Here is a 24,093-nt window from a genome sequence, read left to right on the forward strand (position 1 = left end):
TGTTGTAGGGTTAAATGCCAGCGTGACTGCCCAGCCAGAAAATGAATGCACAGGGTTGACAAACAACCCGCTTGAAACGTATGTTTCAAACAAGTGTTTGTCAGGCGAAGATCATGGCCCAGTCGGAAACAGTAGAACGCATCCTGGATGCTGCTGAGCAGTTGTTTGCGGAGAAAGGTTTCGCGGAAACGTCGCTGCGGTTGATTACCAGTAAAGCATCGGTCAATTTGGCGGCGGTGAATTACCACTTCGGGTCAAAAAAGGCCTTGATTCAAGCAGTATTCTCTCGCTTTCTCGGACCTTTCTGCATCAGCCTGGATCGTGAGCTTGAGCGCCGTTACACCAAGCCCGATCACAAACCCACACTGGAAGAGCTGCTGGAAATTCTTGTAGAGCAAGCTTTGGCAGTCCAGCCTCGTAGCAACAACGATCTTTCGATATTTATGCGTCTGCTGGGCCTCGCTTTTAGCCAGAGCCAAGGCCATCTGCGGCGCTACCTCGAAGACATGTACGGCAAAGTCTTTCGGCGCTACATGCTGTTGGTCAATGACGCCGCGCCGCGTATTCCCCCGATAGAATTATTCTGGCGTGTACATTTTATGCTCGGAGCAGCCGCGTTTAGCATGTCCGGGATCAAGGCGTTGCGCGCTATCGCGGAGACTGATTTCGGCGTGAATACGTCGATTGAGCAGGTGATGCGCTTAATGGTGCCTTTCCTTGCGGCCGGCATGCGCGCCGAGACCGGCGTTACCGACGATGCCATGGTTTCAGCACAGCTCAAGCCTCGCAGCAAAAGTCCGGCTGCCGCCAAGGTTTAGCCGCAGTCGGGTGGGCGCGACAGCGTTCATCCGCTAAGCTAGCCGCCTATGCGTACCCTTCGGTTTATTCGTGTCTCCCTCGCCAACCCGTTTGTCCTCATGGGTTGCGCGTCTGGCCGTGTGCACTGTGCCTGATGCCACGCCTTTGTAGGGTTTGGCTGTATGAGTTAAGGAATTTCATGATGAGTTCAGGCCTGCAAGGCTCGTTGATGGTCGATGTCGCCGGTACGTGGTTGACCGCCGAAGATCGCCAGCTACTGCGTCAGCCCGAAGTCGGTGGTGTGATCATTTTTGCGCGCAATATCGAGCATCCTCGGCAAGTCCGCGAGCTTAGCGCTGCAATTCGTGCCATTCGACCTGACGTGTTGATTGCGGTGGATCAAGAAGGCGGTCGCGTGCAGCGGTTGCGTCAGGGCTTTATCCGCTTGCCAGCGATGCGGGCCATTGCCGACAACCCGAACGCCACAACGCTGGCCGAACACTGCGGTTGGGTGATGGCCACCGAAGTTTTAGCGGTAGGCCTGGACCTGAGTTTTGCGCCAGTGTTGGACCTGGATTATCAGCGTAGTGCGGTAGTGGGTAGCCGGGCATTTGACGGTGATCCTGAGCGCGCAGCTCTGTTGGCAGGGGCTTTTATTCGAGGAATGAATGCGGCCGGCATGGCCGCAACTGGTAAGCATTTCCCTGGTCATGGTTGGGCAGAAGCTGATTCGCATGTCGCAATGCCGACTGACGAGCGCAGTTTGGATGATATTCGCGCCAACGACCTTGTGCCGTTCGCCAGGCTAAGCAAGCAACTGGCGGCAGTGATGCCGGCCCACGTGATTTACCCACAGGTCGATTCGCAGCCCGCGGGCTTTTCCCGCCGTTGGCTGCAAGACATCTTACGTGGTGAATTGAAATTCGACGGTGTGATTTTTAGCGACGACCTTTCGATGGCGGGTGCGCATGTGGTCGGGGATGCGGCAAGCCGTATCGAGGCGGCGCTTTCGGCCGGCTGTGACATGGGCCTGGTGTGTAATGATCGCGGTGCCGCTGAGCTGGCCCTTAGCGCGCTGCAGCGGATGAAGGTCGCACCGTCGCTGCGTATCGCGCGGATGCGCGGGCAGGCTTACGCCACCACTGAATACCGTCAGCACCCGCGCTGGCTGGCAGCGCTTGAAGCGTTGCGTGCCGCCCAACTGATTGATTAAAGGATTTTGCCATGACTGTTTACGCGATTATCGGCGGTACCGGACTGACTCAACTGGAAGGGCTGAACATCCGTCAATCGTTACCCATGAACACGCCCTACGGCGCGCCTTCTGGCGAGATTCAGGTCGGTGAATACGCCGGGCGCGAAGTATTATTTCTAGCCAGACACGGTCATCCCCATCGCTTTCCACCGCATCAAGTGAACTACCGCGCCAATCTCTGGGCATTGAAGCAGGCCGGGGCCGAAGCGATTCTGGCGGTGAATGCGGTTGGCGGGATTCATCCGGCAATGGGCACTGGCCACTTTTGCGTGCCACACCAGTTGATTGACTACACCGGCGGCCGTGAACACACGTACTTCGCCGACGACCTGGAACACGTAACCCACATCGACTTCAGCTATCCCTATAGCGAAGAACTGCGCGCTAGACTGATTGCTGCGCTGGCCGCTGAAGGGTGCGACCACAGCGACCAGGGTGTATACGCCTGCACTCAGGGTCCACGCCTGGAAACCGTGGCGGAGATCGTTCGTCTGGAGCGTGACGGGTGCGATATCGTCGGGATGACCGGTATGCCTGAAGCTGCATTGGCGCGTGAGATCGACCTGGCCTACGCGTGTTTGGCATTGGTGGTTAATCCTGCTGCCGGGAAGTCGTCGGCGGTGATTACCATGGCGGAAATCGAACAGGCTTTGCACGACGGAATGGGCAAGGTTAAAGCAACCTTGGCCAGGGTGCTGACGGCTGATTGAGCGCGGCGGCTTTCTGGATGAACCAATGTGATTGCGATTCACTGATGCACCGAGCGACGCCCTTCCCGATGTATTCGGCCTGCGGATTTTTCTGAACCCCAACACGTCGGCTCCAGATTATTTAGCTCACGGCCTGACCTTTTTCGGCTTCGGCGACGGTATAGGCAGCGGGGCAAACAAAGCATTGATGTCTTCGCTCTCAAGTCGCCAGTCTCCAGCTGTTCGGCCATCAAGTACACCGGATGCCAGCGCTGATTTTTCTTGCTGCAAGCGCTGGATTTTCTCTTCGACGGTGCCTCGCGCAATCATCTTATAGACGAATACGGGTTTGTCCTGACCGATGCGATACGCACGGTCGGTGGCTTGGTTTTCCGCTGCCGGGTTCCACCACGGGTCATAATGAATCACGGTGTCGGCGGCGGTCAGGTTCAGGCCGGTACCGCCTGCTTTCAGGCTGATCAGAAACACCGGTACCTTACCGCTCTGAAAGTCCTGCACCGGCGCACGGCGGTCGCGGGTTTGGCCGGTAAGCAGCACGTATTCGATGCCCCGTTGGTTCAGCTCCGCTTCAATCAACGCTAGCATTGAAGTGAATTGGGAAAACAGCAGGATCTTTCGCCCCTCGGCCAACAATTCTTCGAACATCTCCATCAGGCTGTGAAGTTTGGCCGAGCTGCCATGGCGCCCGATGGCAGGGGCGCTGTTGACTAAGCGCAGATCGCAACACACTTGGCGCAATTTCAGCAAGGCTTCAAGAATAATGATCTGGCTGCCCGCCATGCCTTTGCGACCTATCTCCTCGCGAACCTTTTTATCCATGGCCAGCCGCACGGTTTCGTACACATCACGTTGAGTGTCATTGAGCTCAACCCAATGCACTATTTCGGTTTTCGGGGGCAGTTCGGTGGCCACTTGCTCTTTAGTCCGGCGCAGCAAGAACGGCTTGATTCGGGCATTCAGATGCTGCAAACGTAACTCGCTGCCGTCTTTTTCAATGGCTTTGCGGTAGTTGCTATTGAAGTGTTTGTTGTCACCCAGCCAGCCCGGCATCAAAAAGTGAAACAGCGACCACAGCTCGCCCAAGTGGTTTTCCAGTGGCGTACCACTCAGGCACAGCCGTTGCCGGGCATTCAAACTGCACGCAGCATGAGCGGCCTTGCTGCGGGGGTTTTTGATGTACTGCGCTTCGTCCAGTATCAGCACGTGCAGCGGTTGTAGCGCCAGCAACTCAACGTCCCGTGGCAGCAGCGCATAGGTAGTCAAAATCAGGTCGTATTCGTGCAGGTTTGTAAAATTTCGTTTTCTACCTGCACCATGCAGCGCCAAGACTTTCAGTTCCGGGGTAAAGCGTTCGGCTTCGTCCATCCAATTTGGAATCAAGCTAGTGGGCATTACCGCCAGCGAAGGGCGGTCCATGCGACCCGCCTGTTTCTCTATAAGCAGGTGAGCCAAGGTTTGCAGGGTTTTTCCCAGGCCCATGTCGTCAGCTAGAATGCCGCCGACTTCCAGCTCGCGCAGCGATTGCATCCAGCTCAAGCCCTCATGCTGATAGGGTCGCAACGTCGCATTCAAGCGCTCGGGTATACCGACCGAGAAATTTTTAATGTTGGCCAAGCGCTCGGCGAAGCGACGCAAGCGTTCGCCGCCTTCCCAAATCAGCGGCAAGTTGTCCAGTGCCGTCAGACGGGTAGCGTCGGCAGTGTTCAGGCGAAGCGCATTATTGCCATCGTCGTGCCAATAGAAGTCGCCCAAGGCTGCTAACACCGGTTTCAGTCGGCCATAGGGCAGCGCCACTTGAATCGGTTCGCCACCTTTTTGCGTGAAGTGATTGAGCTGCACCAGAAGCTGTTCGTCGTCGCGGCGTTTGGCAATCCCGCTGGCGCTCATCAATTCAGGGTGAGTGCGCAGCAAGTTGATCAGAATCGGCAGTAAACTCAGGCGTTCGCCGTTGACGACAATCCCCAGTTCCAGGTCGAACCAGTCGTGTTCCGGTTTCTCCTGAATGACCGCATACCAGTCTTCGACGGGTGTGACGTCGAAACTGAAATCATCATAAATATCAATTTCCCAGCCCTGTTCGCGCAATAGCGGCAATTGGTGGGTCATGAAGTGCAGCCAGGCTTTATCGTTCGGCAGTTCGAACATGTCCCCGGCGCTGTCGGGTAGCGCCTTGCTTTGCCGAGTCGCCAGCTTAAAGCCACAGTCGTGCATCGCCTCGTAGCAGCGTTTTTCCTCATCGGCGTGGCGATGGAGGCGCAGGGTCTCGGTTTGCTCGTGCAAAACCATATCGACGGGTTTGCCCGCCGCATAGTAAGGACCATAGCCAAAAGCCAAGGCCGCGCGGTGCTGGAGGTGCCGTTGCATACGGCCGTTACGTGGTTCGTAGGCACTGTACTCGACACTGGCAACTGTCAGCCGTGGACGTGGAAAGTAGTCGATTGTGCGTTCGGGCAGCGCCGGTTTTTGTTTTACGGGGGGAGCGAGATCAGGCGTGGGGTTGGCTATGTCGAGCGCAGCAAGGATCGATGGCTGATTTTCCGGGGCTTGCAGGAAAAACAAAGCGGCGGCGCAGTGCTTACAGTTGTTACGTACTGGGCAGGTGCATTTGGCGACCACGAACTGGCTGTATTTCTCCGGGTCTTTGAGCTTGAGAGTTTGGGTGTAGATTTCCAGGCTTGAGCCTCGGCATAGCGTCTGGACTAACTCCCCGCTCAGGTGGTGCAACATGATGCGTTGTTGCCGGGCATAGTCGCGCCCTCGCTCAAGGCTTTGAGCTTTGAAACCATCTGCCCACGAAGAGGCTAAAACTCTTTCAAGAATTGACGACACAGTTCAATACAGCCCTACGCCGCAGCGGTGCTCAAAAGGCAAGGGGCGCAGTGCGCCCCTTGAGTGCTTTGTGATAAACGTCGACCAGTATGGCCGTGCGTGCGGTGCAAGTGGAGCGCTTTTAACGATTCAGGCTTTTTTCGGCGCAAGACGTTCGAACAGAGCTTCCAGCGTGTTAAAACGCTCCTCCGGACGTTCCATGGGCACCATGAATTTGAACAGCGTGGCGCCTTCGAACTTGTAGCGATTGGGCTGGCCCTGAATCAGCTTGATCAGTACCAGGGGATCAACCTGGGTACTGGCGCTGAACTCAATACGCCCACCTTGAGGACCGGCGTCGACTTTCTTGATACCCAATTGCTCGGCTTGCAGCTTTAGCAGCGTTAGGCGTACCAGATTTTTGGTCGGCTCGGGCAGCAGGCCGAAGCGATCAATCATCTCGACCTGCAAATCCTTGAGACCTTCTTCGTCGGCGGCGTTGGCAATGCGCTTGTAGAGGATCAGGCGTGTATGTACGTCGGGCAGGTACGCCTCGGGGATTAATGCCGGCAATCGCAGGTTGATTTCCGGGCCGCCGCCCAAAGGCTGGTCTAGGTTCGGTTGTTCGCCCTTACGAATGGCCTTGACCGCGCGCTCGAGCATTTCCATGTACAGGGTGAAGCCCACAGCCTGAATTTGCCCGCTCTGACCATCGCCCAATAGTTCGCCGGCGCCACGGATTTCCAGGTCATTGGTGGCGAGCACGAAGCCCGCTCCAAGGTCTTGGGTGTTGGCAATCGCTTCCAGACGCTTCTCGGCGTCTGGGGTGATTTGTGCGCGAGGCGGCGTCAACAGATAGGCATACGCTTGGTGGTGACTGCGCCCCACCCGGCCGCGCAATTGGTGTAATTGTGCCAAGCCAAACTTGTCAGCTCGTTCGATGATGATGGTGTTGGCGCTTGGTACGTCGATCCCGGTCTCGATGATGGTCGAGGCGATCAGCACGTTGAAACGCTTATGGTAGAAATCGCTCATCACCTGTTCGAGATCGCGTTCACGCATCTGCCCGTGACCGATGCCGATGCGCGCTTCCGGCACCAGCTCAGCCAAGTCCGCAGCGCATTTCTCGATGGTTTTGACGTCATTGTGCAGGTAGTAAACCTGTCCGCCACGCAGCAGTTCACGGAGCAGGGCTTCTTTGACTGTACTTTTGTTGTTCTCCATGACGAAGGTACGGACCGACAAACGACGCGCCGGCGGAGTGGCGATGATCGACAAGTCGCGCATCCCCGACACGGCCATGTTCAGCGTTCGCGGAATCGGTGTTGCGGTCAGGGTCAGGATATCGACTTCACTGCGCAGGGCCTTGAGCTGTTCCTTCTGGCGTACCCCGAAACGGTGTTCTTCGTCGATGATTACCAGCCCAAGGTTCTTTATCTTCACGTCGTCTTGCAGCAGCTTGTGCGTGCCAATCACAATGTCGATTTTGCCTTCAGCCAAGTCCGCCACGGCGGCATTGATCTCTTTGGTGGACTTGAAGCGGCTCATGACTTCGACGCTCACCGGCCAATCGGCAAAGCGATCCCGAAAGCTGTTGTAGTGTTGCTGAGCGAGGAGGGTGGTCGGGACCAGAATGGCAACTTGGCGACCACCGTGCACGGCGATGAACGCCGCGCGCATGGCCACTTCAGTTTTGCCGAAGCCCACGTCGCCGCACACTAAGCGGTCCATCGGCTTTGGCGCGAGCATGTCGGCGCGCACGGCATCGATGGTGGTTTGCTGGTCCGGGGTTTCTTCGAACGGGAAGCCGGCGCTAAAGGCTGCGTAGTCGGCTTTGGGGTCAGCGAAAGCATAACCCTCACGGGCGGCGCGACGGGCATAAATGTCGAGCAGCTCCGCCGCGACATCGCGAACCTGTTCGGCGGCCTTACGCTTGGCTTTCTGCCAGGTTTCAGAGCCCAACCGATGCAGCGGCGCCAAGGCGTCATCGCTGCCGGTGTATCGTGCGATTAAGTGCAAGTTGGCTACTGGCACATATAATTTCGCCTCTTCGGCGTATGCCAGCATCAGGAACTCGGCCACCTGGTTTTCGACTTCCAGCGTCGCTAACCCCAGATAGCGGCCCACACCGTGGTCGATATGCACCACAGGGGCACCTTCACGCAGTTCGGTGAGGTTCTTGATCACCGCGTCATTGTTGCCGCCGTCGGTGCGCTTCTCCCGACGCCGACGTTGCATGACGCGTTGGCCGAACAGCGGGCTTTCTGCGATCAGCGCAAGGGCTGGCTGCTCCAGGATAAGGCCTTCGTCCAACGGCCCAATGGTGATCGACAGGCGATCTTTGCCTTCTGTGAAGTCCGTCCAGCCGTCGACGGTTTTTGGCCGCAGCTTCAGGCGCTCCAGTAGCTCCAGCAACACTTCGCGGCGCCCGGCAGACTCGGCGGTAAACAATACGCGCCCCGGAAACTCGTCGAGAAACTTTGATAGCGCGGCCAGTGGTTGGGTGGCCTTGGATTCGATGGCCAGATCCGGCAGCGGCAGAACCGGGAACCGTTCACGGCCGATGCCGGTTTCGACGTCTTGTTGGCTGGCGACTATCCGTGGCCAGCTTTTCAGGCGGGCGAAACAGTCTTCCACGGGGAGAAATAATTCGCTGGGCGGCAGCAACGGCCGTTCAGGATCGACTTTGCGCTCTTCATAGCGGTTGCGCACATCACCCCAGAAGTTCTCGGCCGCTTGTTCAATGCCGGGCAGCGAGAACACCTGGGTGTCTTGGGGCAGGTAATCGAACAGGGTCGAGGTTTCATCGAAGAACAGCGGCAGGTAGTACTCGATCCCGGCCGGCGTGATTCCGCTGCTCAGGTCTTGGAAGATCGGGCACTTGCGAAAATCCACATCGAAGCGCTCGCGAAACCGAGCCTTGAAACGAGTAACGGCATCTTTTTGCAGCGGAAACTCGCGCGCAGGCAGCAGCCGAACTGACTGCACCTTGTCGATGGAACGCTGGGTTTCCGGGTCGAACGTGCGCAAGGTTTCGATTTCGTCGTCGAACAGATCGATCCGGTACGGCAGTTTGCTGCCCATGGGAAACAGATCGATCAACGCGCCACGGACGGCAAACTCACCGTGCTCGTACACCGTATCCACGCAACGATAGCCACTGGCTTCAAGGCGGATGCGCATTTGCTCGACGTCGAGCTTTTGGCCGATGTCCAGCACCAGGCTGCTGCCGAGCAAAAACTTGGTCGGGGCCAGTCGGTGCAGAGCGGTAGTGATGGGAACCACCAGCACGCCGTGCGCCAGTTCTGGCAGCCGGTAAAGGCTGGCGATGCGCTGGGAGATAATGTCCTGGTGCGGCGAAAACAGGTCGTAGGGCAGGGTTTCCCAGTCTGGAAAGTGCAGTACGGGCAAGTCTGGCGCAAAAAAGCCGAGTTCTTGCTCAAGACGCTCGGCGCTTTGGCTGTCAGCGGTTAGCAGCAGCGTAAAACGCTTGGCAGCGCTGGCAGCTTCGGCAATGGCCAGACTGAGGGCAGCACCGGGCAAATTTCCCCAGTGTTGTTTGCCTGCCGCAGCAGGGAGTTTCGGGATACGCAGAACGGGCACGGACGGTTGAGCTCCAGCGTTGCGAAAGGGCGGTTGATTGTAGCGAACGAAGGTGCGTGCTGTCAGTTTTCAGCGTTTTACGTGCATGGAATTTATGTAGTGCCGTGTGATCTCAACGTCACGCATTGCTCATAAACAAAGGCGGCGGCATAATGTAGTCCCTTTTTTCAGCCCCTACATGTGGAAGGTTCCCGTGACTCAGAAGCCCGACCAGTGTCTTGGTGAATGGATCGATCGTGAAGCCCTCGCCGAGGCAATGATCCCTCTCATCGGTCAGCTCTACCGCAATAATAATGTGGTGAGCTCGATTTATGGCCGCAGCCTGATCAACCGTTCAGTCATCGCAATTCTTAAAGCACATCGTTTTGCTCGTCACCGGCAAGCCGATGGCGTCGAGTTGTCCGTGCATGAGACGTTCCCGCTGCTCAAAGCCATGAGCGAGCTAAAACTGGGTGCTGCTTCGGTAGACTTGGGCAAGCTGGCTGTGAAGTTCAAGGCTGAGGGCAAAGGCCGCAGCGCTGAACAGTTTGTGCGTGACGAATTGGCTGATGTAGTGGGTCAACAAAGCGCTACCTCGGGCAAAGGCACCGATGTTGTGTTGTACGGTTTCGGCCGAATTGGTCGCCTCTTGGCACGGATACTGATCGAAAAAACCGGCGGCGGCGATGGTTTGCGCTTGCGGGCGATTGTTGTGCGTAAAGGCGCCGACAATGATTTGATCAAGCGTGCCAGCTTGCTGCGTCGCGACTCGGTACATGGTCCGTTCGATGGCACCATTACCATTGATGAAGCCAACAATACCATCACTGCAAACGGCAACCTGATACAGGTAATCTACGCCAAGAATCCGACTGACGTGGATTACACCCAGTACGGCATCAAAAACGCTTTGCTAGTAGATAACACCGGTGTGTGGCGCGATGCCGAAGGTCTGGGCCAGCACTTGACCTGCCCCGGCATTGCCCGCGTTGTGTTGACTGCGCCTGGCAAAGGCAAGCTGAAGAACATCGTGCATGGCATTAACCATGACCAGATCACCGCAGATGACTTGATCATTTCGGCGGCTTCTTGCACCACCAATGCCATAGTGCCGGTGCTCAAAGCGGTTAATGACAAGTTCGGCATCGTGAACGGTCACGTTGAAACGGTTCATTCTTATACCAACGACCAGAACCTGATCGATAACTTCCACAAGGGCGATCGCCGCGGCCGTAGTGCTGCGTTGAACATGGTCATCACGGAAACCGGTGCTGCCACCGCTGCTGCCAAGGCGTTGCCTGAACTGGCTGGTAAGCTGACCGGCAATGCGATCCGGGTACCGACGCCTAACGTGTCCATGGCGATTCTCAACTTGACCCTTGAGAAACCCACCACCCGTGAAGAAATCAACGAGTACTTGCGCTACATGGCAATGCACTCCGATTTGCATAAGCAGATCGATTTCGTTCATTCGCAGGAAGTAGTGTCCACCGACTTCGTCGGCTCACGTCACGCCGGTGTTGTCGATGCCGAGGCAACAATCTGCAACGACAACCGCGTTGTTCTGTATGTCTGGTACGACAACGAATTCGGTTACAGCTGCCAGGTTGTTCGTGTGATGGAAGACATTGCCGGGGTTAACCCGCCAGCGTTTCCGAAGTAAGTAGCTTTTGTAATAAATGCCCTGACTGAGTCGGGGCATTTTTTATTACAGCTTTTTAAAATTACTATCAGGCGCTAGCAGGAATGGCCTGAGGCGCTTCCAGTCGGTTTTTGCCTTTGCGAAACAGTACCAGCGTTGCGATCAACCCGAGAAGCGCTGCACCGCTGAGCCAGATGCCAGGCGCTGCCTTGTTGTCCAGTGCGTGGATCAAGTAGGTACAGGCCAAGGGTGTAAAGCCGCCGAAAGTGGCTGTTGCCAAGCTGTAGGCCAGAGAGAAACCGGTTGTCCGTACATCTGCTGGCATGATTTCGGTGAGGGCTACAACCATGGCGCCGTTGTACGAGCCGTATAGGAACGACAACCACAACTCAACAATCAAAAGGTTTTCAAAGCTAGGGTGAGCCACTAGCCAGGAAAGCGCAGGGTAAGCCGTGAGCAATGCCAAGATAGTTGCGGCCAACAGCAGCGGTTTGCGGCCGATGCGGTCAGACAGCGAGCCCATGACTGGCAGCCAGATGAAGTTCGAGATACCCACACATACTGCGACCAGCAAGCTTTCCAAGTCGGTCAGGTGCAGCTCGGTTTTACCGAAGGTCGGTGTGTAAGCGGTGATCAAGTAGAACGACACAGTGGTCATCACCACCAGCGCGGTGCCACCCAATACCAAGCCAAAGTTCTGGCCGATCGAACGAATAATTTCGCCTAAGGTTGGGTGATGTTTGCGGGCCTGGAACTCAGGCGTTTCTTCCAGCGAACGACGAATAATGAAGATCGCCGGAACGATCATGCAGCCGATCAGGAACGGTACGCGCCAGCCCCAATCACCCATTTGCTCCGGGCTCAACCAATGGTTGAGACCAACACCGAGCAGGGCGGCGAATACAACCGCAGCTTGTTGGCTGGCCGACTGCCAGCTAACGAAGAAACCTTTACGGCCTGGCGTGGAGATTTCTGCGAGGTAAACCGAAACGCCTCCCAGTTCTACACCGGCGGAGAAGCCTTGTAACAGACGCCCGAACAGCACCAACAGCGGCGCTGCGACACCGAGCGTGGCGTAACCCGGTACGCAGGCGATAAGCACCGTGCCCATGGCCATCATCGCTAACGTAATGATCAGACCTTTGCGGCGACCGTGACGGTCAATGTAGGCGCCTAGGAAAATCGCGCCCAATGGCCGCATTAGAAAGCCAGCACCAAAGGTCGCTAGGGACAGCATCAGCGAAGCAAAAGCGCTATCGGTAGGAAAGAAGGTCTTTGCAATGGCTGTGGCATAAAAGCCGTAAACCATAAAGTCGAACATTTCCAGAAAATTGCCGCTGACAACGCGAAAAATCGCTTTGCCTTTGCCCGTATTCGAGGACATTTCAAATTACTCACTTAGGCTATGTAGCTGGAATCCCTTATTTTTTTCTTTATGGCACGTTGGCTTCCTGCCTGCATGCAGCACCGGATGTAACAATATGTGTATTAGGTCGTCAAGACAACTGAAAACCTCGGGCTAAGTCCGATTTAACAGGGCTTTACGCAGACTCTTAGACAATCCATCCGGGGCCAGCCACAGGCCGAGATAGACGTGTGCCAACTCGGGGTTTGCGCTTCTGAAAATCACTTGGCCATTACGCTCTAGGCTAAGGCCGCGTTGGGGTTGAAAGCTCAATAGGTACCGGTCACCGCGCTGAATGTCCTGAAAGCTCGCGTGCAACTGATCTAATTCCGGTTTCAGTCGGGTGAGGGTGGCTTCACTTTGTTGACGAGCCAAGGTTGCATCTGCGGCCTTAATCATGTCTGAGCGGTCAATGGCTCGAAAGTAATACAGCTCAAGACATTGTGCGCGTTGTCCGCTGAACGCTTGGGCAGCACTGATTGACGGTTCATTGAACAGGGCAGCGGCATAAACGTCTGCCCAAAGATAAGTCAATACGCCTTGACCTTTTAGCATGAGCGCTGGCGTTCGATCGCTCAACTGATTAGGAAAAGCAGCCTCCTTGAGTCGGTCTGCAGAACTGGCTGAGACTATTGGGCTTAATAACAGCAATAAGCAGACAAGCAAATATCGCATAATGGCCGCGCCTCTTTTTGATTTCAGACTAAGACAATTGTTGCCCAATTCCGGGCTTTGCGAGTGATGAATGCGTTTCAATTGGACTATTCGACTGACTTCGCTTCAGATCTCCCGCTGGTGGGTAAGGGTTTCGATGTCTTTGCTGCTGATAAGTGCCGTGACCTCATGTGGTTCGGGTGATAGTCAGGAAAGCTTCACCGGCCCAACCATGGGCAGCAGCTATTCAGTGCAGTACGTGAGGCCTTCTGGTGGGCCGCGAGCAGAGGATGTTCAGCCTCAGGTCGATGCGATTCTGGCTGAAGTTGATCGACAATTGTCGACTTACCGTGCCGACTCTGACATTGAACGGTTCAATAAGCTGCCCGGCAACAGTTGCCAACCGATGCCCGAAAGCGTCTTGCAGTTGGTTCGATTCGGTGAGCAGCTGTCCACTGACAGCCGCGGCTCTTACGACCTGACGGTCGAACCGTTGCTCGATTTGTGGGGCTTTGGGCCGCAAGCCCGGGTCGAGCGTGTGCCAACACCGGAACAATTGGCACAGGTGCTGCGGCGTGTAGGCCATGCTCACCTAACCATTGACGGTGATCGGTTGTGTAAGGACGCGCCAGTTGAGGTCGATTTCAATAGTATTGCCGCCGGGTATGCGGTGGACCTTATCAGTGCCCGCTTACAGTCACTGGGTATACAGAGTTATTTGGCCGAGGCCACTGGGGAGTTAAAGGCAGTCGGCAAAAAAACCGACGGGTCATCGTGGCGTGTGGCGCTTGAGGTGCCGCGGGATGATCAGCAGGTTCCCGAACAAATTATCGAGCTGGACGGTTATGGTGTTTCCACCTCCGGGGACTATCGAAACTATTTCGAACAGGACGCAAAGCGTTACTCCCATACCTTCGACGCGTTGACCGGGGCGCCGATTGTGCACGCACTGGCATCGGTCACAGTCATTGATCCCTCCACGTTAATGGCCGACGGATTGTCGACATTGCTGGAGATCCTTGGCCCTGAGCGTGGATGGGTCTATGCCGACACGCATAAAATCGCCGCCTTTTTTGTGATTCGAGCCGATAACCGCTTTATCATCCGCAGTAGCCCGGAATTTGACAGGCTGTTTCCCGGTAAATTGCAGTAGCTGACCGCAGCTTTATCGACTCGATGCGCATGTAGTGCACACAACGTTGGCCTACGACGCGACCAAGGGTTAATGTTCGCGGCGTCGGCGCTTGTTTAAACTGCGCCCCAGGTTTTGATCTTTCATGTCGCTGGCCGCGACTTGATTTAGCCAAAGACGCCAGAGTGGCGTTTCGGCCCGTTCTATAGGAGTACGCATGGCTGTTTACAACTACGACGTAGTGGTACTGGGTTCCGGTCCTGCGGGAGAAGGAGCGGCAATGAACGCTGCGAAAGCAGGGCGCAAAGTCGCGATGGTCGATAGCCGTCAGCAGGTTGGCGGCAACTGCACTCACCTTGGCACTATCCCATCCAAGGCACTGCGTCACTCGGTCAAGCAGATTATCCAATTCAATACCAATCCGATGTTTCGGGCTATTGGTGAGCCGCGCTGGTTTTCATTTCCGGACGTATTGAAAAACGCCGAAAAGGTGATCAATAAACAGGTGGCCTCGCGTACCGGTTACTACGCCCGTAACCGAGTTGATGTTTTTTTCGGCACCGGAAGTTTTGCTGATGAGCGCACGGTCGACGTGGTGTGCGCCAATGGCGCAGTGGAAAAGCTGGTCGCCAGCCAAGTCATTATCGCCACGGGCTCTCGCCCTTATCGTCCGGCGGATATCGACTTCTCTCATAAGCGAATTTACGACAGCGACACCATCCTTAGTCTCGGACATACCCCGCGTAAATTGATTATCTATGGCGCTGGCGTTATCGGCTGCGAATACGCCTCGATATTCAGCGGGCTAGGCGTGATGGTTGAGTTGGTGGACAACCGTGAGCAGTTACTGAGCTTTCTGGATTCGGAAATAGCCCAGGCACTGAGCTACCACTTCAGCAACAACAACGTGATGGTTCGTCATAACGAAGATTACGAAAAGGTTGAAGGCTTGGAAAACGGAGTGATCCTGCACCTCAAGTCGGGTAAGAAAATCAAGGCTGACGCTTTGCTTTGGTGTAATGGTCGGACCGGTAACACTGACAAGCTAGGTCTGGAGAACGTCGGTATTAAAGCCAACGGTCGTGGTCAGATTGAAGTCGATGAAAGCTACCGTACCAGTGTGCCAACCATCTATGGCGCCGGCGACGTGATCGGCTGGCCAAGTTTGGCCAGTGCCGCTTATGACCAAGGGCGATCGGCGGCGGGCAGTGTGGTCGATAACGGCAGCTGGCGCTTTGTCAACGACGTGCCGACCGGCATTTATACGATACCTGAGATCAGCTCGATCGGTAAAAACGAGCACGAGCTGACTCAAGCGAAGGTCCCTTACGAAGTTGGCAAGGCATTCTTTAAAGGCATGGCGCGGGCGCAGATCTCCGGCGAACCGGTAGGCATGTTAAAAATTCTGTTCCATCGAGACACGCTGCAAGTGTTGGGCGTGCATTGTTTCGGTGACCAGGCATCAGAGATTGTGCACATCGGTCAGGCGATCATGAACCAGCCGGGCGAGGCCAATACGTTGAAGTACTTCGTCAACACCACGTTTAACTACCCGACCATGGCCGAAGCCTATCGGGTAGCTGCTTACGATGGTCTTAACCGGCTTTTTTAAGCGGCTCCGGCCGGTGGCCTGAGCCGGTCGGGGGGACCGATTTCAGTGATTCCCGAGCGTGGCGGTGGCCAAACCGGGAAAGTCTGTAATCAGGCTGTCTACGCCGAAGTCTGCGAGCCTGCGCATTAGCGCGGGTTCGTTGACTGTCCACACTGATACATGCAAGCCCTGACGTTGTGCCTTTTGCAACCTCTCCGGTGTACATAGCGTCCAGTTCAACGCCAACAATGTGCAGCCATAACTGTGCGCGACTTTCAACGGGTCGAGCCAAGCGTATTCAGCAACTAACCCCCTAGACAGATCGGGAGTCAGGTTCAGCGCCGCGCGCAGCACCTCCCGGGAACTGGACGTCACCGTCACTTTTTCCAGCAGGCCGTGACGTTGCGCCATCTCGCGAATCGCTAGTACGGTAGTCGCGGCGCGGGTACGCGAGGCGCTTTTGACCTCTAACTGCCAATGGTCGAAATCACAGGTTTCGAATAACTCTTCCAAGCGCGGAACGGGGCAAGGCTGTACCCAGCCTGGACCTCCCTTGCGTGCGTCATAGGTTACCAAGTCGGCAGATAAGTGTTCTACGACCTTGCCGCGCCGATCCGTGGTGCGCTTGAGTGTCGAATCGTGAATGACCATTAACTCGCCGTCCAGCGACAGGTGCAGGTCCAGTTCACAACGACGGACGCCATGCTTGAGGCATTCCTTGAAACTGGTCAAAGTGTTTTCCGGTGCTTCGCCTTTGGCGCCGCGGTGGCCATAAATGAGCGTCACGTTTAGTCCTTATGGGCGTCGGTAGATTAATCAAGATTGAAAAGGGTCGGGCTTCGACAGCCGGTCTGAATATCCATGGGAATAAATCATTAGTGAGGGCAGCGGCGGCGCTATTCGCTAGCCTCGGCACTCTTATGACTCCTGGATCTCACTTTGATCTTTCGCCAAGCGCCGTTGCTGGGATTGTCGTTGCAGAATGTGTCTGGCAAGCAGCTGTCGTTGAGCATCCGAGAGGTCTTCGAACTCGGTACCGATTTCGAAACTGCCAATTTCATGGGCGTCACAGTGCGTGACTTTCGCGTTCACCATAAGGCCTCTTGCCTCGGGTAATAACACCATCTTAATCGACAGTTGAGTGCCCGCCGGAATAGGTAGCGGATGATGGAACTGCACACCGCCTTCGGACAGCTTTACCCGTTGGGGCTCGCCTACGCTGCCTAGAGCGGTATGTGCAACCACTTGCCCAAGTAAATCGATACGCCTGCTCAGGGCTTTCAGAAAGCTATTCAGCACGCGGTCTTTTTCGCCAAGCTGGCGCAGCAAATGCTGAGACTCGAACTCGCTGACATGCAGCTCGCTGAGCAGACCGAACAAAATGGATGTGTCCTGCGCGGGCGCCTTATGGCCTGGGTCAGAGCCGGTTGTATGGTTTATTTCCAGTGCGATCGTGTCCTCGATACGGTAGTATTCGCGGCGATCTTCTTCATCTAATGTCGACATGGCGAACCCATGGTAGCGGCGGTGGTCTGAGTGTAAGGCTGCTCGTTGAGCCTCGCCACAAGGACGTTCCTATTCCTGCGAACAAGCCCCTAAATGTTCAGACCTCTTTTTGTATTTATTGGCACGCGTTATACCCGTGCGAAACGTCGTAATCATTTTGTCTCTTTCATTTCCCTGACGTCGATGATCGGCCTTGCCCTTGGCGTGGTTGTGATGATTGTCGTGTTGTCGGTGATGAATGGGTTCGATCATGAGATGCGAACCCGCGTCCTCGGCATGGTGCCCCACGCCACGATTGAGGGTGATCAACCTATCAACGACTGGCATGCACTGGCTGAAAAGGTCAAGGCGCACCCTGAGGTGCAGGCGGTTGCGCCTTTTACTCAAATGCAGGGATTGCTGACCAGCAACGGCAAAGTGCAGAAGGTATTACTGGACGCGATCGATCCCGTCGAGGAGCGAAAAGTCTCCATTATCGATAACTTCATGCAGCAGGGTCGCCTCGACGAGCTGACGCCGGGCAGCTTCGGGATTGTGATCGGTGACAAGGCCGCCACCAACCTCGGTGTGGGCATGGGCGACAAGGTCACGTTCGTTACCCCGGAAGTCACCGTAACGCCCGGTGGCATCTTTCCGAGAATGAAGCGTTTTACTGTGGTCGGTATTTTTCACGTCGGCGCTGGCGAGCTGGATGGTTACCTCGGCCTGACCAACCTGACTGATTTGGCGCGTCTGCATCGCTGGAAGCCAAATCAGGTGCAAGGGTTGCGTCTCAAGTTTGATGACTTGTTTCAGGCGCCACGCGTTGCATGGGAAATTGCTCAGAAGCTGGGCGATCACGAGTTTTATGCCCGTGACTGGACCCGCACCCATGGCAATCTGTATCAAGCGATCCGTATGGAAAAAGCCATGATCGGTCTGTTATTGCTGCTGATCGTCGCGGTTGCGGCGTTCAACATCATTTCTACGCTGGTGATGGTGGTCAACGATAAAAAGGGCGATATCGCGATCTTGCGTACTCTTGGCGCCACACCTGGGCAAATCATGGGTATTTTCATGGTCCAAGGCACGGTCATTGGTGTTGTCGGGACGTTGATTGGCGCGCTGGTCGGCATCTTTGCCGCACTTAATGTCAGCGCAGCCATTTCCGCCCTAGAAGGCCTGATCGGTCACAAGTTTCTCAGTTCAGATGTCTACTTCATCGACTATCTGCCGTCCCAGCTGATGGCTGAAGATGTGGTTCTGGTCTGCGGTGCCGCGTTGGTTTTGAGTTTTCTCGCCACCTTATATCCAGCCTGGCGTGCCGCGCGCACCCAGCCGGCGGAGGCGTTACGTTATGAGTGAGTCGGGCATGAGTGATAAAGCAGTGCTGAGTTGCCGCAATCTAGGCAAATCCTACGAGGAGGGCCCGGAGTCTGTGGTGGTCCTATCGGACTTGCAGTTGGAATTGCACCCTGGCGAGCGCGTGGCGATTGTCGGCAGCTCGGGCTCCGGTAAAAGTACGCTGCTCAATTTGTTGGGCGGTTTGGATACTCCTTCGCAAGGCAGTGTGTGGCTGGCGGGCGAAGAGCTGTCGGCGTTGGGTGAAAAAGCTCGCGGGCTGCTGCGCAACCGGTCGCTGGGTTTTGTGTACCAGTTCCACCACTTGCTGCCTGAATTTACCGCATTGGAAAACGTCTGTATGCCGCTTTTGATCGGCCGTACGGCGATCCCGGAAGCACGCCAACGCGCTACCGTCTTGCTGCAACGCGTGGGGCTTGGGCATCGGCTGGCGCATAAACCGTCAGAGTTGTCCGGTGGCGAGCGGCAACGCGTGGCGATTGCCCGGGCGTTAGTCAATCAGCCGGGTCTGGTAATGCTCGACGAACCCACGGGTAACCTCGATCAACACACGGCTCAGGGGATTCAAGATTTGATGCTGGAGCTCAGCACCTCGTCGCGCACGGCGTTTTTGGTGGTGACTCATGACATGAATCTGGCCAGCCAGATGGACCGTGTATTGCGCCTTGAAGAAGGTCGACTGGTCGAAGGCTGACCCATCAACCCGACGCCCCTGACGGCGTCGGGTCTCCACACTTTTTACGGTGCTCCGCGAATGTTCAGACCGTTATCGATCTTTATTGGCATGCGCTATACCCGCGCCAAGCGCCGCAATCATTTTATTTCGTTTATTTCCATGACCTCGATGATCGGCCTTGCGTTGGGGGTTCTGGCTATGATCGTTGTGTTGTCGGTCATGAACGGCTTTCAGCGTGAGATGAGTTCGAGGATTCTCGGCATGGTGCCGCACGCCGTCATTGATGGCGTGACGCCGCTAAATGACTGGAAGCCCGTGGCGACAGCGGCACTGAAGAATCCTGAAGTGACCGCTGCCGTTCCGTTTACCGAAATGGACGGCATGTTCTCGTATAAGGGATCGATGCAGCCGATTCAGGTTAGCGGCGTCGATCCAGCGCTGGAACACCAAGTATCGATTGTTGCCCAACACATCACTCAAGGCCGTCTGGAAGACCTTAAGGCGGGAGCGTTTGGTGTTGTGGTAGGTGAAATAACCGCCAGACGGTTTCGTTTGAATGTAGGCGACAAAGTTACCCTGATCGTCCCGGAAGCCAGCGCCTCGGCGGCTGGCGGCATTACACCGCGCCTGCAGCGTCTGACAGTGGTTGGCGTGTTCAAGGTCGGCGCCGAACTCGACGGCACGATGGCTTTGATCAACGTGGCTGACGCTGCGCAAATACAGCATTGGCAGCCGAATCAAGTGCAAGGCGTGCGGTTGGCGCTAAAAGATTTATACACCGCTCCCCAAGTGTCGGCGTCAGTCGTTGCCGGTTTGGGCGCTGATTACCGGGCCGATGACTGGACCCATACTCAAGGCAGTCTGTTCAGCGCCATGAAGATGGAAAAGACCATGATCGGTCTATTGCTGCTGATGATTGTGGCCGTCGCGGCCTTCAACATTATCGCGACGTTGATCATGGTGGTTAATGATAAGGGCGCCGACATCGCGATTCTGCGTACGATCGGCGCCACGCCTGGACAGATCATGACCATTTTCATGGTTCAGGGCACCGTTATCGGGATCGTAGGCACGTTGATCGGCGGTGTTCTGGGGGTCATTGCTGCGATCAATGTCAGTGCGATGGTTGGCTGGTTGGAGCGAGTCAGCGGTCAGCATATCTTCAGTTCGGACGTATACTTCGTTAATAACTTGCCTTCCCAATTGCAGGGCGGCGATGTCGTTTTGATTTGCAGCGCCGGGTTTATCTTGAGCTTTCTGGCTACCCTGTACCCAGCCTGGCGGGCGGCCCAGATCCAGCCAGCATATGCTCTGCGGTACGAGTGATATTTGGGTATTAGAGATTCTATATGGAGAGTTTATGTCTGCGCTTTCCGTTTGTTTGTCGCTATAGGGACGTCTGCGTTAAGTCTGCCCTGGCTGGCCTAGGTAGATGAAGTGTCTAGTTTTGGTCAGCAAGGCTGGCGGCCTTGAATGCTTGCAATATCCCGGACATTATCAGGCGGTAATCGTGAGTAAGGATCGAGATCCTCGACGAGACGCTGAAAATCAACGGCAAACCCTATAAACTCGTCGGGATAAATTAGTCAGGTCTATGTTATGTATCCCGCAGCCGAACATTCGCCGCTGGGCAAGTCCAGTGAATACATTGCTACTTATAAGCCGTCATTGTTGTTCCAGATTCCGCGTGCCGCGAAATGGGCGGAATTAGGTCTGACGGCCCAGACGTTGCCCTACCAAGGTGTTGACTTCTGGAACTGCTATGAGCTGTCCTGGTTGTTGCCGTCCGGCAAGCCGGTAGTTGCCGTCGGCGAGTTCAGTATTCCGGCGGACTCTGCGAACATCATAGAATCCAAGTCATTCAAGCTCTACCTCAATTCGCTGAATCAAACCGTGTTCACTGACGCTGGGACGCTGGTCGCAGTGCTTGAAAAAGACTTGTCGGCAGCCGCAGGTAAGGCAGTGGGCGTGCGTATTCGCAGTCTGGCGGAGATTGAAAGCGAAGGGTTGGCATCGCTGCCAGGCGCTTGCATCGATGACTTGGATATCAGTGTCAGCAGTTATGAGGCCCCACGCCCCGAATTACTGCGTTTCGATGAATCGCGGGTGGTGGAAGAAAGCCTGCACAGTCATTTGCTTAAATCCAACTGTCCAGTCACCAGTCAACCCGACTGGGGCAGCGTTGTTGTTGAGTACCGCGGGTTGGCGCTCGATCCTGCAAGCCTGTTGGCTTATATCGTTAGCTTTCGTCAGCATTCCGATTTTCACGAGCAATGCGTCGAGCGAATTTTTCTTGATCTGCACCATCTTTTAAAACCGGAAAAGTTGACGGTTTACGCGCGTTACGTGCGGCGGGGCGGGTTAGATATCAATCCCTACCGCAGCACTGAATCGATTCGTTATGAGAATCGCCGGCTGGCGCGGCAGTAAATAAAAAACCCGTCGCTGAACGGGTTTTTTTACAGAAAATCAAACCTCAAAAAATTTAAATTCCAATATTGCCGAGGGTTTGCACAATATTGCGCAGTGTCACGGCAATAGCAGGGTGCTTTAGTTCGAAGCGCTCAACAGCAAGGTTGACGCCGTCGGACAGACTTGCGTCCTGAGTCATCGATTCCAGTTGGATTTTATCCTCGATTTGCATTATCAGATCGTGCAGATTCTGACGTTCAGATTCTGAAAGCGGTGGATTTTTCTCCAATTGCTCGCGCAAAGTATTGAGTTGGTCTTGCAGTTCGCGGGCAGGCATAGCGTGCTCCCTTTTATGGATAGGCTCTGGCATGGACCCTTGCACAGGGCTAAAAGGTCCTTGATGTGCGTAAGACTAATCCACTCCGCTTCTAAGTGCATGATCTTGATCAAACAGATCTGATTAGGGCTTCTCACCCTTCGTCCGACGCAAGGTGATGTCTGCAAGGCACGACGCTAGTTCGCCCACGTGATCTATCACAGAATGGACGCCAAGGCTGTATAGCTGCAGGGTGGCCTGGCCTCGCCGGTATTCGCGCTCGGCATCATTAAGTGCGTGCCAATCTTTGGGTGACAAACCGCAAAGTGGGCCGCAGGTTGCCAAGCCGACAGTCCAAAGCCCTGCATTTAGCGCTGACTGCAGCAGCCGTGGGTCGCCGCTGACTAAGACGCATCCGTCCAGCTGCTGCACGTTAAGGCTCATTAACGCTTGCCAGCAGGCATCAGGTGCCGGCCAGTCTGCGCATGTGCTAGAGCGGACTGCCGGTTTGATCCAGCTTCCTAGTGGCCTGGCGAGAAGATGGCTTAAGTTTTCGGGTAATTCATCCATCCAGGCGCAGGGCACCCCTTGGCGATTAAGTGTTTGCAAAATCGCTAGGGACCCAAGCGTGATGCTGGCGTACTCATCGAGCTTATCGACTTGGCTTTCGAGTTGAGCGTTGAGGGCACTACTGGTCGACGACGATGCGCAAGCGCCAAAGTCCACTAAGCAGCCGCTGAGGCCGAAAAGCAGCGCGGTGAAGGTGGGAGCGGGTGCAGTCAAATGTAGGGCGTGTGGCGCAGGCATAGTGGCGTCCCTGAAATATTCTCCTACGCTACGGAGCCTTTGTGACAGTTAGATGAATGCTATATGAGCACGGAGCTATCGATTTTGTGCATTAGCACTATCAGTGCCAGAGAGGCTGCCAAAAATGTTGCCGAAGGCTTTATACTGCTGACCTTGACGTGCAGGGCAAGAGCCCGACCCATTAACTAGGAGTGTTAGCTATGCCCGTGACTGGTGCAGGCTTTATCAATCGTCTGGCTCTACTGTGCTTTATCGGCGGTGTAGCACTGGTCCCTTCGGCAGCCCAAGCGGCGGATGAAGATCCGTGGGAAGGCGTCAACCGCGTAATATTTCGCTTCAATGACACGCTTGATATGTATGCGCTAAAACCTCTGGCCCAGGGGTATGAGTTCATCACTCCGCGATTCGTTGAAGATGGTATCCATAACTTCTTCAACAATATCGGCGACGTCCGCAACTTTGCTAACGATGTCTTGCAAGCCAAACCACACGCCGCTGGGGTCGACACAGCGCGCTTGCTGTTGAACACCACGTTGGGTGTTGCTGGTTTCATTGACGTCGGTACTCGAATGGGTTTGCAGCGTAATGACGAAGACTTCGGTCAGACCCTGGGTTACTGGGGTGTTTCCAGCGGTCCCTACGTGATGCTGCCGTTGCTAGGCCCAAGCACCGTGCGTGATGGCCTTGCCAGGTTCCCTGATACCTACGACTCGCCTTACCACTACATGAATGATATCTCCTGGCGTAACTCGCTTGAGGCGCTGGATATTGTCGATACCCGCGCCAGCCTGCTGTCGGCTGAGAAGTTGATCAATGGTGACAAGTATACGTTCATCCGTAATGCTTACTTGCAAAGCCGCGAGTTCAAGGTAAAAGACGGAAAGGTCAAAGACGATTTCTAATCGTTCTAAATTTAAAAAAGGCGACCCTGAGGTCGCCTTTTTTATTCAATAAGCGCGCAAGGAAAAAAATTGTATCAATTCATCGAAATAATGGTGAGCCCCAGTTTCTGGCCACCGTCTTCCTGAGCCACCAGCCAGACCACTTCAGTTTTCGCTTCTAATCCTTTGAGGGAAGAATGGTCTGAATCAATGCGTACATTTAGCTTGTCTCCTACATTGAAAGCCCGCGGCACCTGCACCTGCATGCCCGAGCTTGACAGGTCTACACAGATTGCAGGAACGACCTGGCCTGCGTACAACAAGGTGATATCGGCATCCACACGCATTCGAATGTAATCTCTCTTTTCCGTGTAGTCCCGATCATTTTGGCTCATGGTTAGTCCTTCGATTTAGTTGCTGATTTGTCTGTTCTTATAACTCTCTGTGATTTGTGATGTAAAGACTCCAAGGCGCCACGGGCATGAGCTTGAAACGCCCGTCGGATGGGAGTACCGTCTGCGCCTTAAAGGGCACCTCTGAATGGCAATATCAGCGATGGTAAAGTCTGTTGCTGGCG

Annotated in this window: 20 protein-coding genes; 11 read left to right on the forward strand and 9 right to left on the reverse strand. The window is 55.2% G+C overall.

What is annotated here, in order from left to right; all coding sequences use genetic code 11:
- Positions 1–113: 113 nt before the first annotated feature.
- The 3 genes from QN378_RS03790 (at position 114) to QN378_RS03800 (ending at position 2,763) form a co-directional block, all read left to right on the forward strand.
- Positions 114–818 carry a TetR/AcrR family transcriptional regulator gene (locus QN378_RS03790; RefSeq protein WP_322202363.1) on the forward strand — a complete coding sequence of 235 codons (705 nt, stop codon included), beginning with the start codon at positions 114–116 and terminating at the stop codon, positions 816–818.
- Positions 819–1,012: 194 nt separating this feature from the next.
- Entirely contained in the window at positions 1,013–2,011 is a 999-nt protein-coding gene (nagZ, locus tag QN378_RS03795; protein WP_322206836.1) for a beta-N-acetylhexosaminidase, read from the forward strand.
- A gap of 11 nt (positions 2,012–2,022) precedes the next feature.
- Positions 2,023–2,763 (forward strand): S-methyl-5'-thioinosine phosphorylase, encoded by a 741-nt coding sequence (locus tag QN378_RS03800; protein ID WP_322202365.1) that lies wholly within the window; start codon positions 2,023–2,025, stop codon positions 2,761–2,763.
- A 126-nt stretch (positions 2,764–2,889) separates the two neighbouring features.
- Here QN378_RS03800 and QN378_RS03805 read toward each other — a convergent pair whose 3' ends face one another.
- Positions 2,890–5,592 (reverse strand): DEAD/DEAH box helicase, encoded by a 2,703-nt coding sequence (locus QN378_RS03805; RefSeq protein WP_323547061.1) that lies wholly within the window; start codon positions 5,590–5,592, stop codon positions 2,890–2,892.
- Between the two features lie 129 nt (positions 5,593–5,721).
- A complete protein-coding gene (mfd, locus tag QN378_RS03810) occupies positions 5,722–9,174 on the reverse strand; it encodes a transcription-repair coupling factor (RefSeq protein ID WP_323547060.1) in 3,453 nt (1,150 codons plus the stop codon).
- A gap of 178 nt (positions 9,175–9,352) precedes the next feature.
- Here mfd and QN378_RS03815 point away from each other — a divergent pair, with 178 nt between their 5' ends.
- Positions 9,353–10,816 carry a glyceraldehyde-3-phosphate dehydrogenase gene (locus QN378_RS03815; protein WP_322202371.1) on the forward strand — a complete coding sequence of 488 codons (1,464 nt, stop codon included), beginning with the start codon at positions 9,353–9,355 and terminating at the stop codon, positions 10,814–10,816.
- 67 nt (positions 10,817–10,883) lie between these two features.
- Here the strand turns inward: QN378_RS03815 and QN378_RS03820 are convergent, their stop codons facing one another.
- Positions 10,884–12,179 carry an MFS transporter gene (locus QN378_RS03820; protein ID WP_322202373.1) on the reverse strand — a complete coding sequence of 432 codons (1,296 nt, stop codon included), beginning with the start codon at positions 12,177–12,179 and terminating at the stop codon, positions 10,884–10,886.
- Between the two features lie 135 nt (positions 12,180–12,314).
- A complete protein-coding gene (locus QN378_RS03825) occupies positions 12,315–12,875 on the reverse strand; it encodes a chalcone isomerase family protein (protein ID WP_322202375.1) in 561 nt (186 codons plus the stop codon).
- A 136-nt stretch (positions 12,876–13,011) separates the two neighbouring features.
- On the opposite strand from QN378_RS03825, the gene QN378_RS03830 reads away from it, so the two are divergent.
- Complete coding sequence (locus QN378_RS03830) at positions 13,012–14,007, forward strand: FAD:protein FMN transferase (protein WP_322202377.1); 996 nt, start codon at positions 13,012–13,014, stop codon at positions 14,005–14,007.
- 196 nt (positions 14,008–14,203) lie between these two features.
- Positions 14,204–15,598 (forward strand): Si-specific NAD(P)(+) transhydrogenase, encoded by a 1,395-nt coding sequence (gene sthA / locus QN378_RS03835; RefSeq protein ID WP_322202378.1) that lies wholly within the window; start codon positions 14,204–14,206, stop codon positions 15,596–15,598.
- Positions 15,599–15,640: 42 nt separating this feature from the next.
- Here sthA and QN378_RS03840 read toward each other — a convergent pair whose 3' ends face one another.
- Complete coding sequence (locus QN378_RS03840) at positions 15,641–16,363, reverse strand: glycerophosphodiester phosphodiesterase (RefSeq protein WP_322202380.1); 723 nt, start codon at positions 16,361–16,363, stop codon at positions 15,641–15,643.
- 132 nt (positions 16,364–16,495) lie between these two features.
- Positions 16,496–17,083, reverse strand: coding sequence for a PilZ domain-containing protein (locus QN378_RS03845; RefSeq protein WP_322202382.1), 588 nt, complete (start codon positions 17,081–17,083; stop codon positions 16,496–16,498).
- Positions 17,084–17,176: 93 nt separating this feature from the next.
- Between QN378_RS03845 and QN378_RS03850 the strand changes: the two genes are divergently transcribed.
- The 4 genes from QN378_RS03850 (at position 17,177) to queF (ending at position 21,530) form a co-directional block, all read left to right on the forward strand.
- Positions 17,177–18,427 carry a lipoprotein-releasing ABC transporter permease subunit gene (locus QN378_RS03850; protein ID WP_322202384.1) on the forward strand — a complete coding sequence of 417 codons (1,251 nt, stop codon included), beginning with the start codon at positions 17,177–17,179 and terminating at the stop codon, positions 18,425–18,427.
- A 7-nt stretch (positions 18,428–18,434) separates the two neighbouring features.
- Entirely contained in the window at positions 18,435–19,118 is a 684-nt protein-coding gene (lolD, locus tag QN378_RS03855) for a lipoprotein-releasing ABC transporter ATP-binding protein LolD (protein ID WP_322202386.1), read from the forward strand.
- 60 nt (positions 19,119–19,178) lie between these two features.
- On the forward strand, positions 19,179–20,426 hold the full coding sequence (locus QN378_RS03860) for a lipoprotein-releasing ABC transporter permease subunit (protein ID WP_322202387.1): 1,248 nt from the start codon (positions 19,179–19,181) through the stop codon (positions 20,424–20,426).
- 273 nt (positions 20,427–20,699) lie between these two features.
- The gene (queF, locus tag QN378_RS03865; protein ID WP_322202389.1) at positions 20,700–21,530 is read left to right on the forward strand and encodes an NADPH-dependent 7-cyano-7-deazaguanine reductase QueF; all 831 of its coding nucleotides are present in this window, start codon (positions 20,700–20,702) and stop codon (positions 21,528–21,530) included.
- Positions 21,531–21,585: 55 nt separating this feature from the next.
- On the opposite strand, the gene QN378_RS03870 is transcribed toward queF, so the two are convergent.
- A complete protein-coding gene (locus tag QN378_RS03870; protein ID WP_322202391.1) occupies positions 21,586–21,849 on the reverse strand; it encodes a DUF4404 family protein in 264 nt (87 codons plus the stop codon).
- A 123-nt stretch (positions 21,850–21,972) separates the two neighbouring features.
- Positions 21,973–22,635 carry an HAD family phosphatase gene (locus QN378_RS03875; protein ID WP_322202393.1) on the reverse strand — a complete coding sequence of 221 codons (663 nt, stop codon included), beginning with the start codon at positions 22,633–22,635 and terminating at the stop codon, positions 21,973–21,975.
- Between the two features lie 200 nt (positions 22,636–22,835).
- On the opposite strand from QN378_RS03875, the gene QN378_RS03880 reads away from it, so the two are divergent.
- A complete protein-coding gene (locus QN378_RS03880) occupies positions 22,836–23,537 on the forward strand; it encodes a VacJ family lipoprotein (protein WP_322202395.1) in 702 nt (233 codons plus the stop codon).
- A 74-nt stretch (positions 23,538–23,611) separates the two neighbouring features.
- Here the strand turns inward: QN378_RS03880 and QN378_RS03885 are convergent, their stop codons facing one another.
- Complete coding sequence (locus QN378_RS03885) at positions 23,612–23,911, reverse strand: PilZ domain-containing protein (RefSeq protein ID WP_322202397.1); 300 nt, start codon at positions 23,909–23,911, stop codon at positions 23,612–23,614.
- Between the last annotated feature and the right edge of the window lie 182 nt (positions 23,912–24,093).

The sequence above is a fragment of the Pseudomonas sp. 10S5 genome (genome assembly GCF_035019745.1).
In the GTDB taxonomy this organism is placed as follows: Bacteria; Pseudomonadota; Gammaproteobacteria; order Pseudomonadales; family Pseudomonadaceae; genus Aquipseudomonas.

What these genes read in the sequence shown, in the direction of transcription:
- QN378_RS03790 (WP_322202363.1), top strand. Translation starts at nt 114, where the DNA reads ATGGCCCAGTCGGAAACAGTAGAACGCATCCTGGATGCTGCTGAGCAG.
- QN378_RS03800 (WP_322202365.1), top strand. Translation starts at nt 2,023, where the DNA reads ATGACTGTTTACGCGATTATCGGCGGTACCGGACTGACTCAACTGGAA.
- QN378_RS03815 (WP_322202371.1), top strand. Translation starts at nt 9,353, where the DNA reads ATGTGGAAGGTTCCCGTGACTCAGAAGCCCGACCAGTGTCTTGGTGAA.
- QN378_RS03820 (WP_322202373.1), bottom strand. Translation starts at nt 12,179, where the DNA reads ATGTCCTCGAATACGGGCAAAGGCAAAGCGATTTTTCGCGTTGTCAGC.
- QN378_RS03825 (WP_322202375.1), bottom strand. Translation starts at nt 12,875, where the DNA reads ATGCGATATTTGCTTGTCTGCTTATTGCTGTTATTAAGCCCAATAGTC.
- QN378_RS03830 (WP_322202377.1), top strand. Translation starts at nt 13,012, where the DNA reads ATGTCTTTGCTGCTGATAAGTGCCGTGACCTCATGTGGTTCGGGTGAT.
- sthA (WP_322202378.1), top strand. Translation starts at nt 14,204, where the DNA reads ATGGCTGTTTACAACTACGACGTAGTGGTACTGGGTTCCGGTCCTGCG.
- QN378_RS03845 (WP_322202382.1), bottom strand. Translation starts at nt 17,083, where the DNA reads ATGTCGACATTAGATGAAGAAGATCGCCGCGAATACTACCGTATCGAG.
- QN378_RS03850 (WP_322202384.1), top strand. Translation starts at nt 17,177, where the DNA reads ATGTTCAGACCTCTTTTTGTATTTATTGGCACGCGTTATACCCGTGCG.
- lolD (WP_322202386.1), top strand. Translation starts at nt 18,435, where the DNA reads ATGAGTGATAAAGCAGTGCTGAGTTGCCGCAATCTAGGCAAATCCTAC.
- QN378_RS03860 (WP_322202387.1), top strand. Translation starts at nt 19,179, where the DNA reads ATGTTCAGACCGTTATCGATCTTTATTGGCATGCGCTATACCCGCGCC.
- queF (WP_322202389.1), top strand. Translation starts at nt 20,700, where the DNA reads ATGTATCCCGCAGCCGAACATTCGCCGCTGGGCAAGTCCAGTGAATAC.
- QN378_RS03870 (WP_322202391.1), bottom strand. Translation starts at nt 21,849, where the DNA reads ATGCCTGCCCGCGAACTGCAAGACCAACTCAATACTTTGCGCGAGCAA.
- QN378_RS03875 (WP_322202393.1), bottom strand. Translation starts at nt 22,635, where the DNA reads ATGCCTGCGCCACACGCCCTACATTTGACTGCACCCGCTCCCACCTTC.
- QN378_RS03880 (WP_322202395.1), top strand. Translation starts at nt 22,836, where the DNA reads ATGCCCGTGACTGGTGCAGGCTTTATCAATCGTCTGGCTCTACTGTGC.
- QN378_RS03885 (WP_322202397.1), bottom strand. Translation starts at nt 23,911, where the DNA reads ATGAGCCAAAATGATCGGGACTACACGGAAAAGAGAGATTACATTCGA.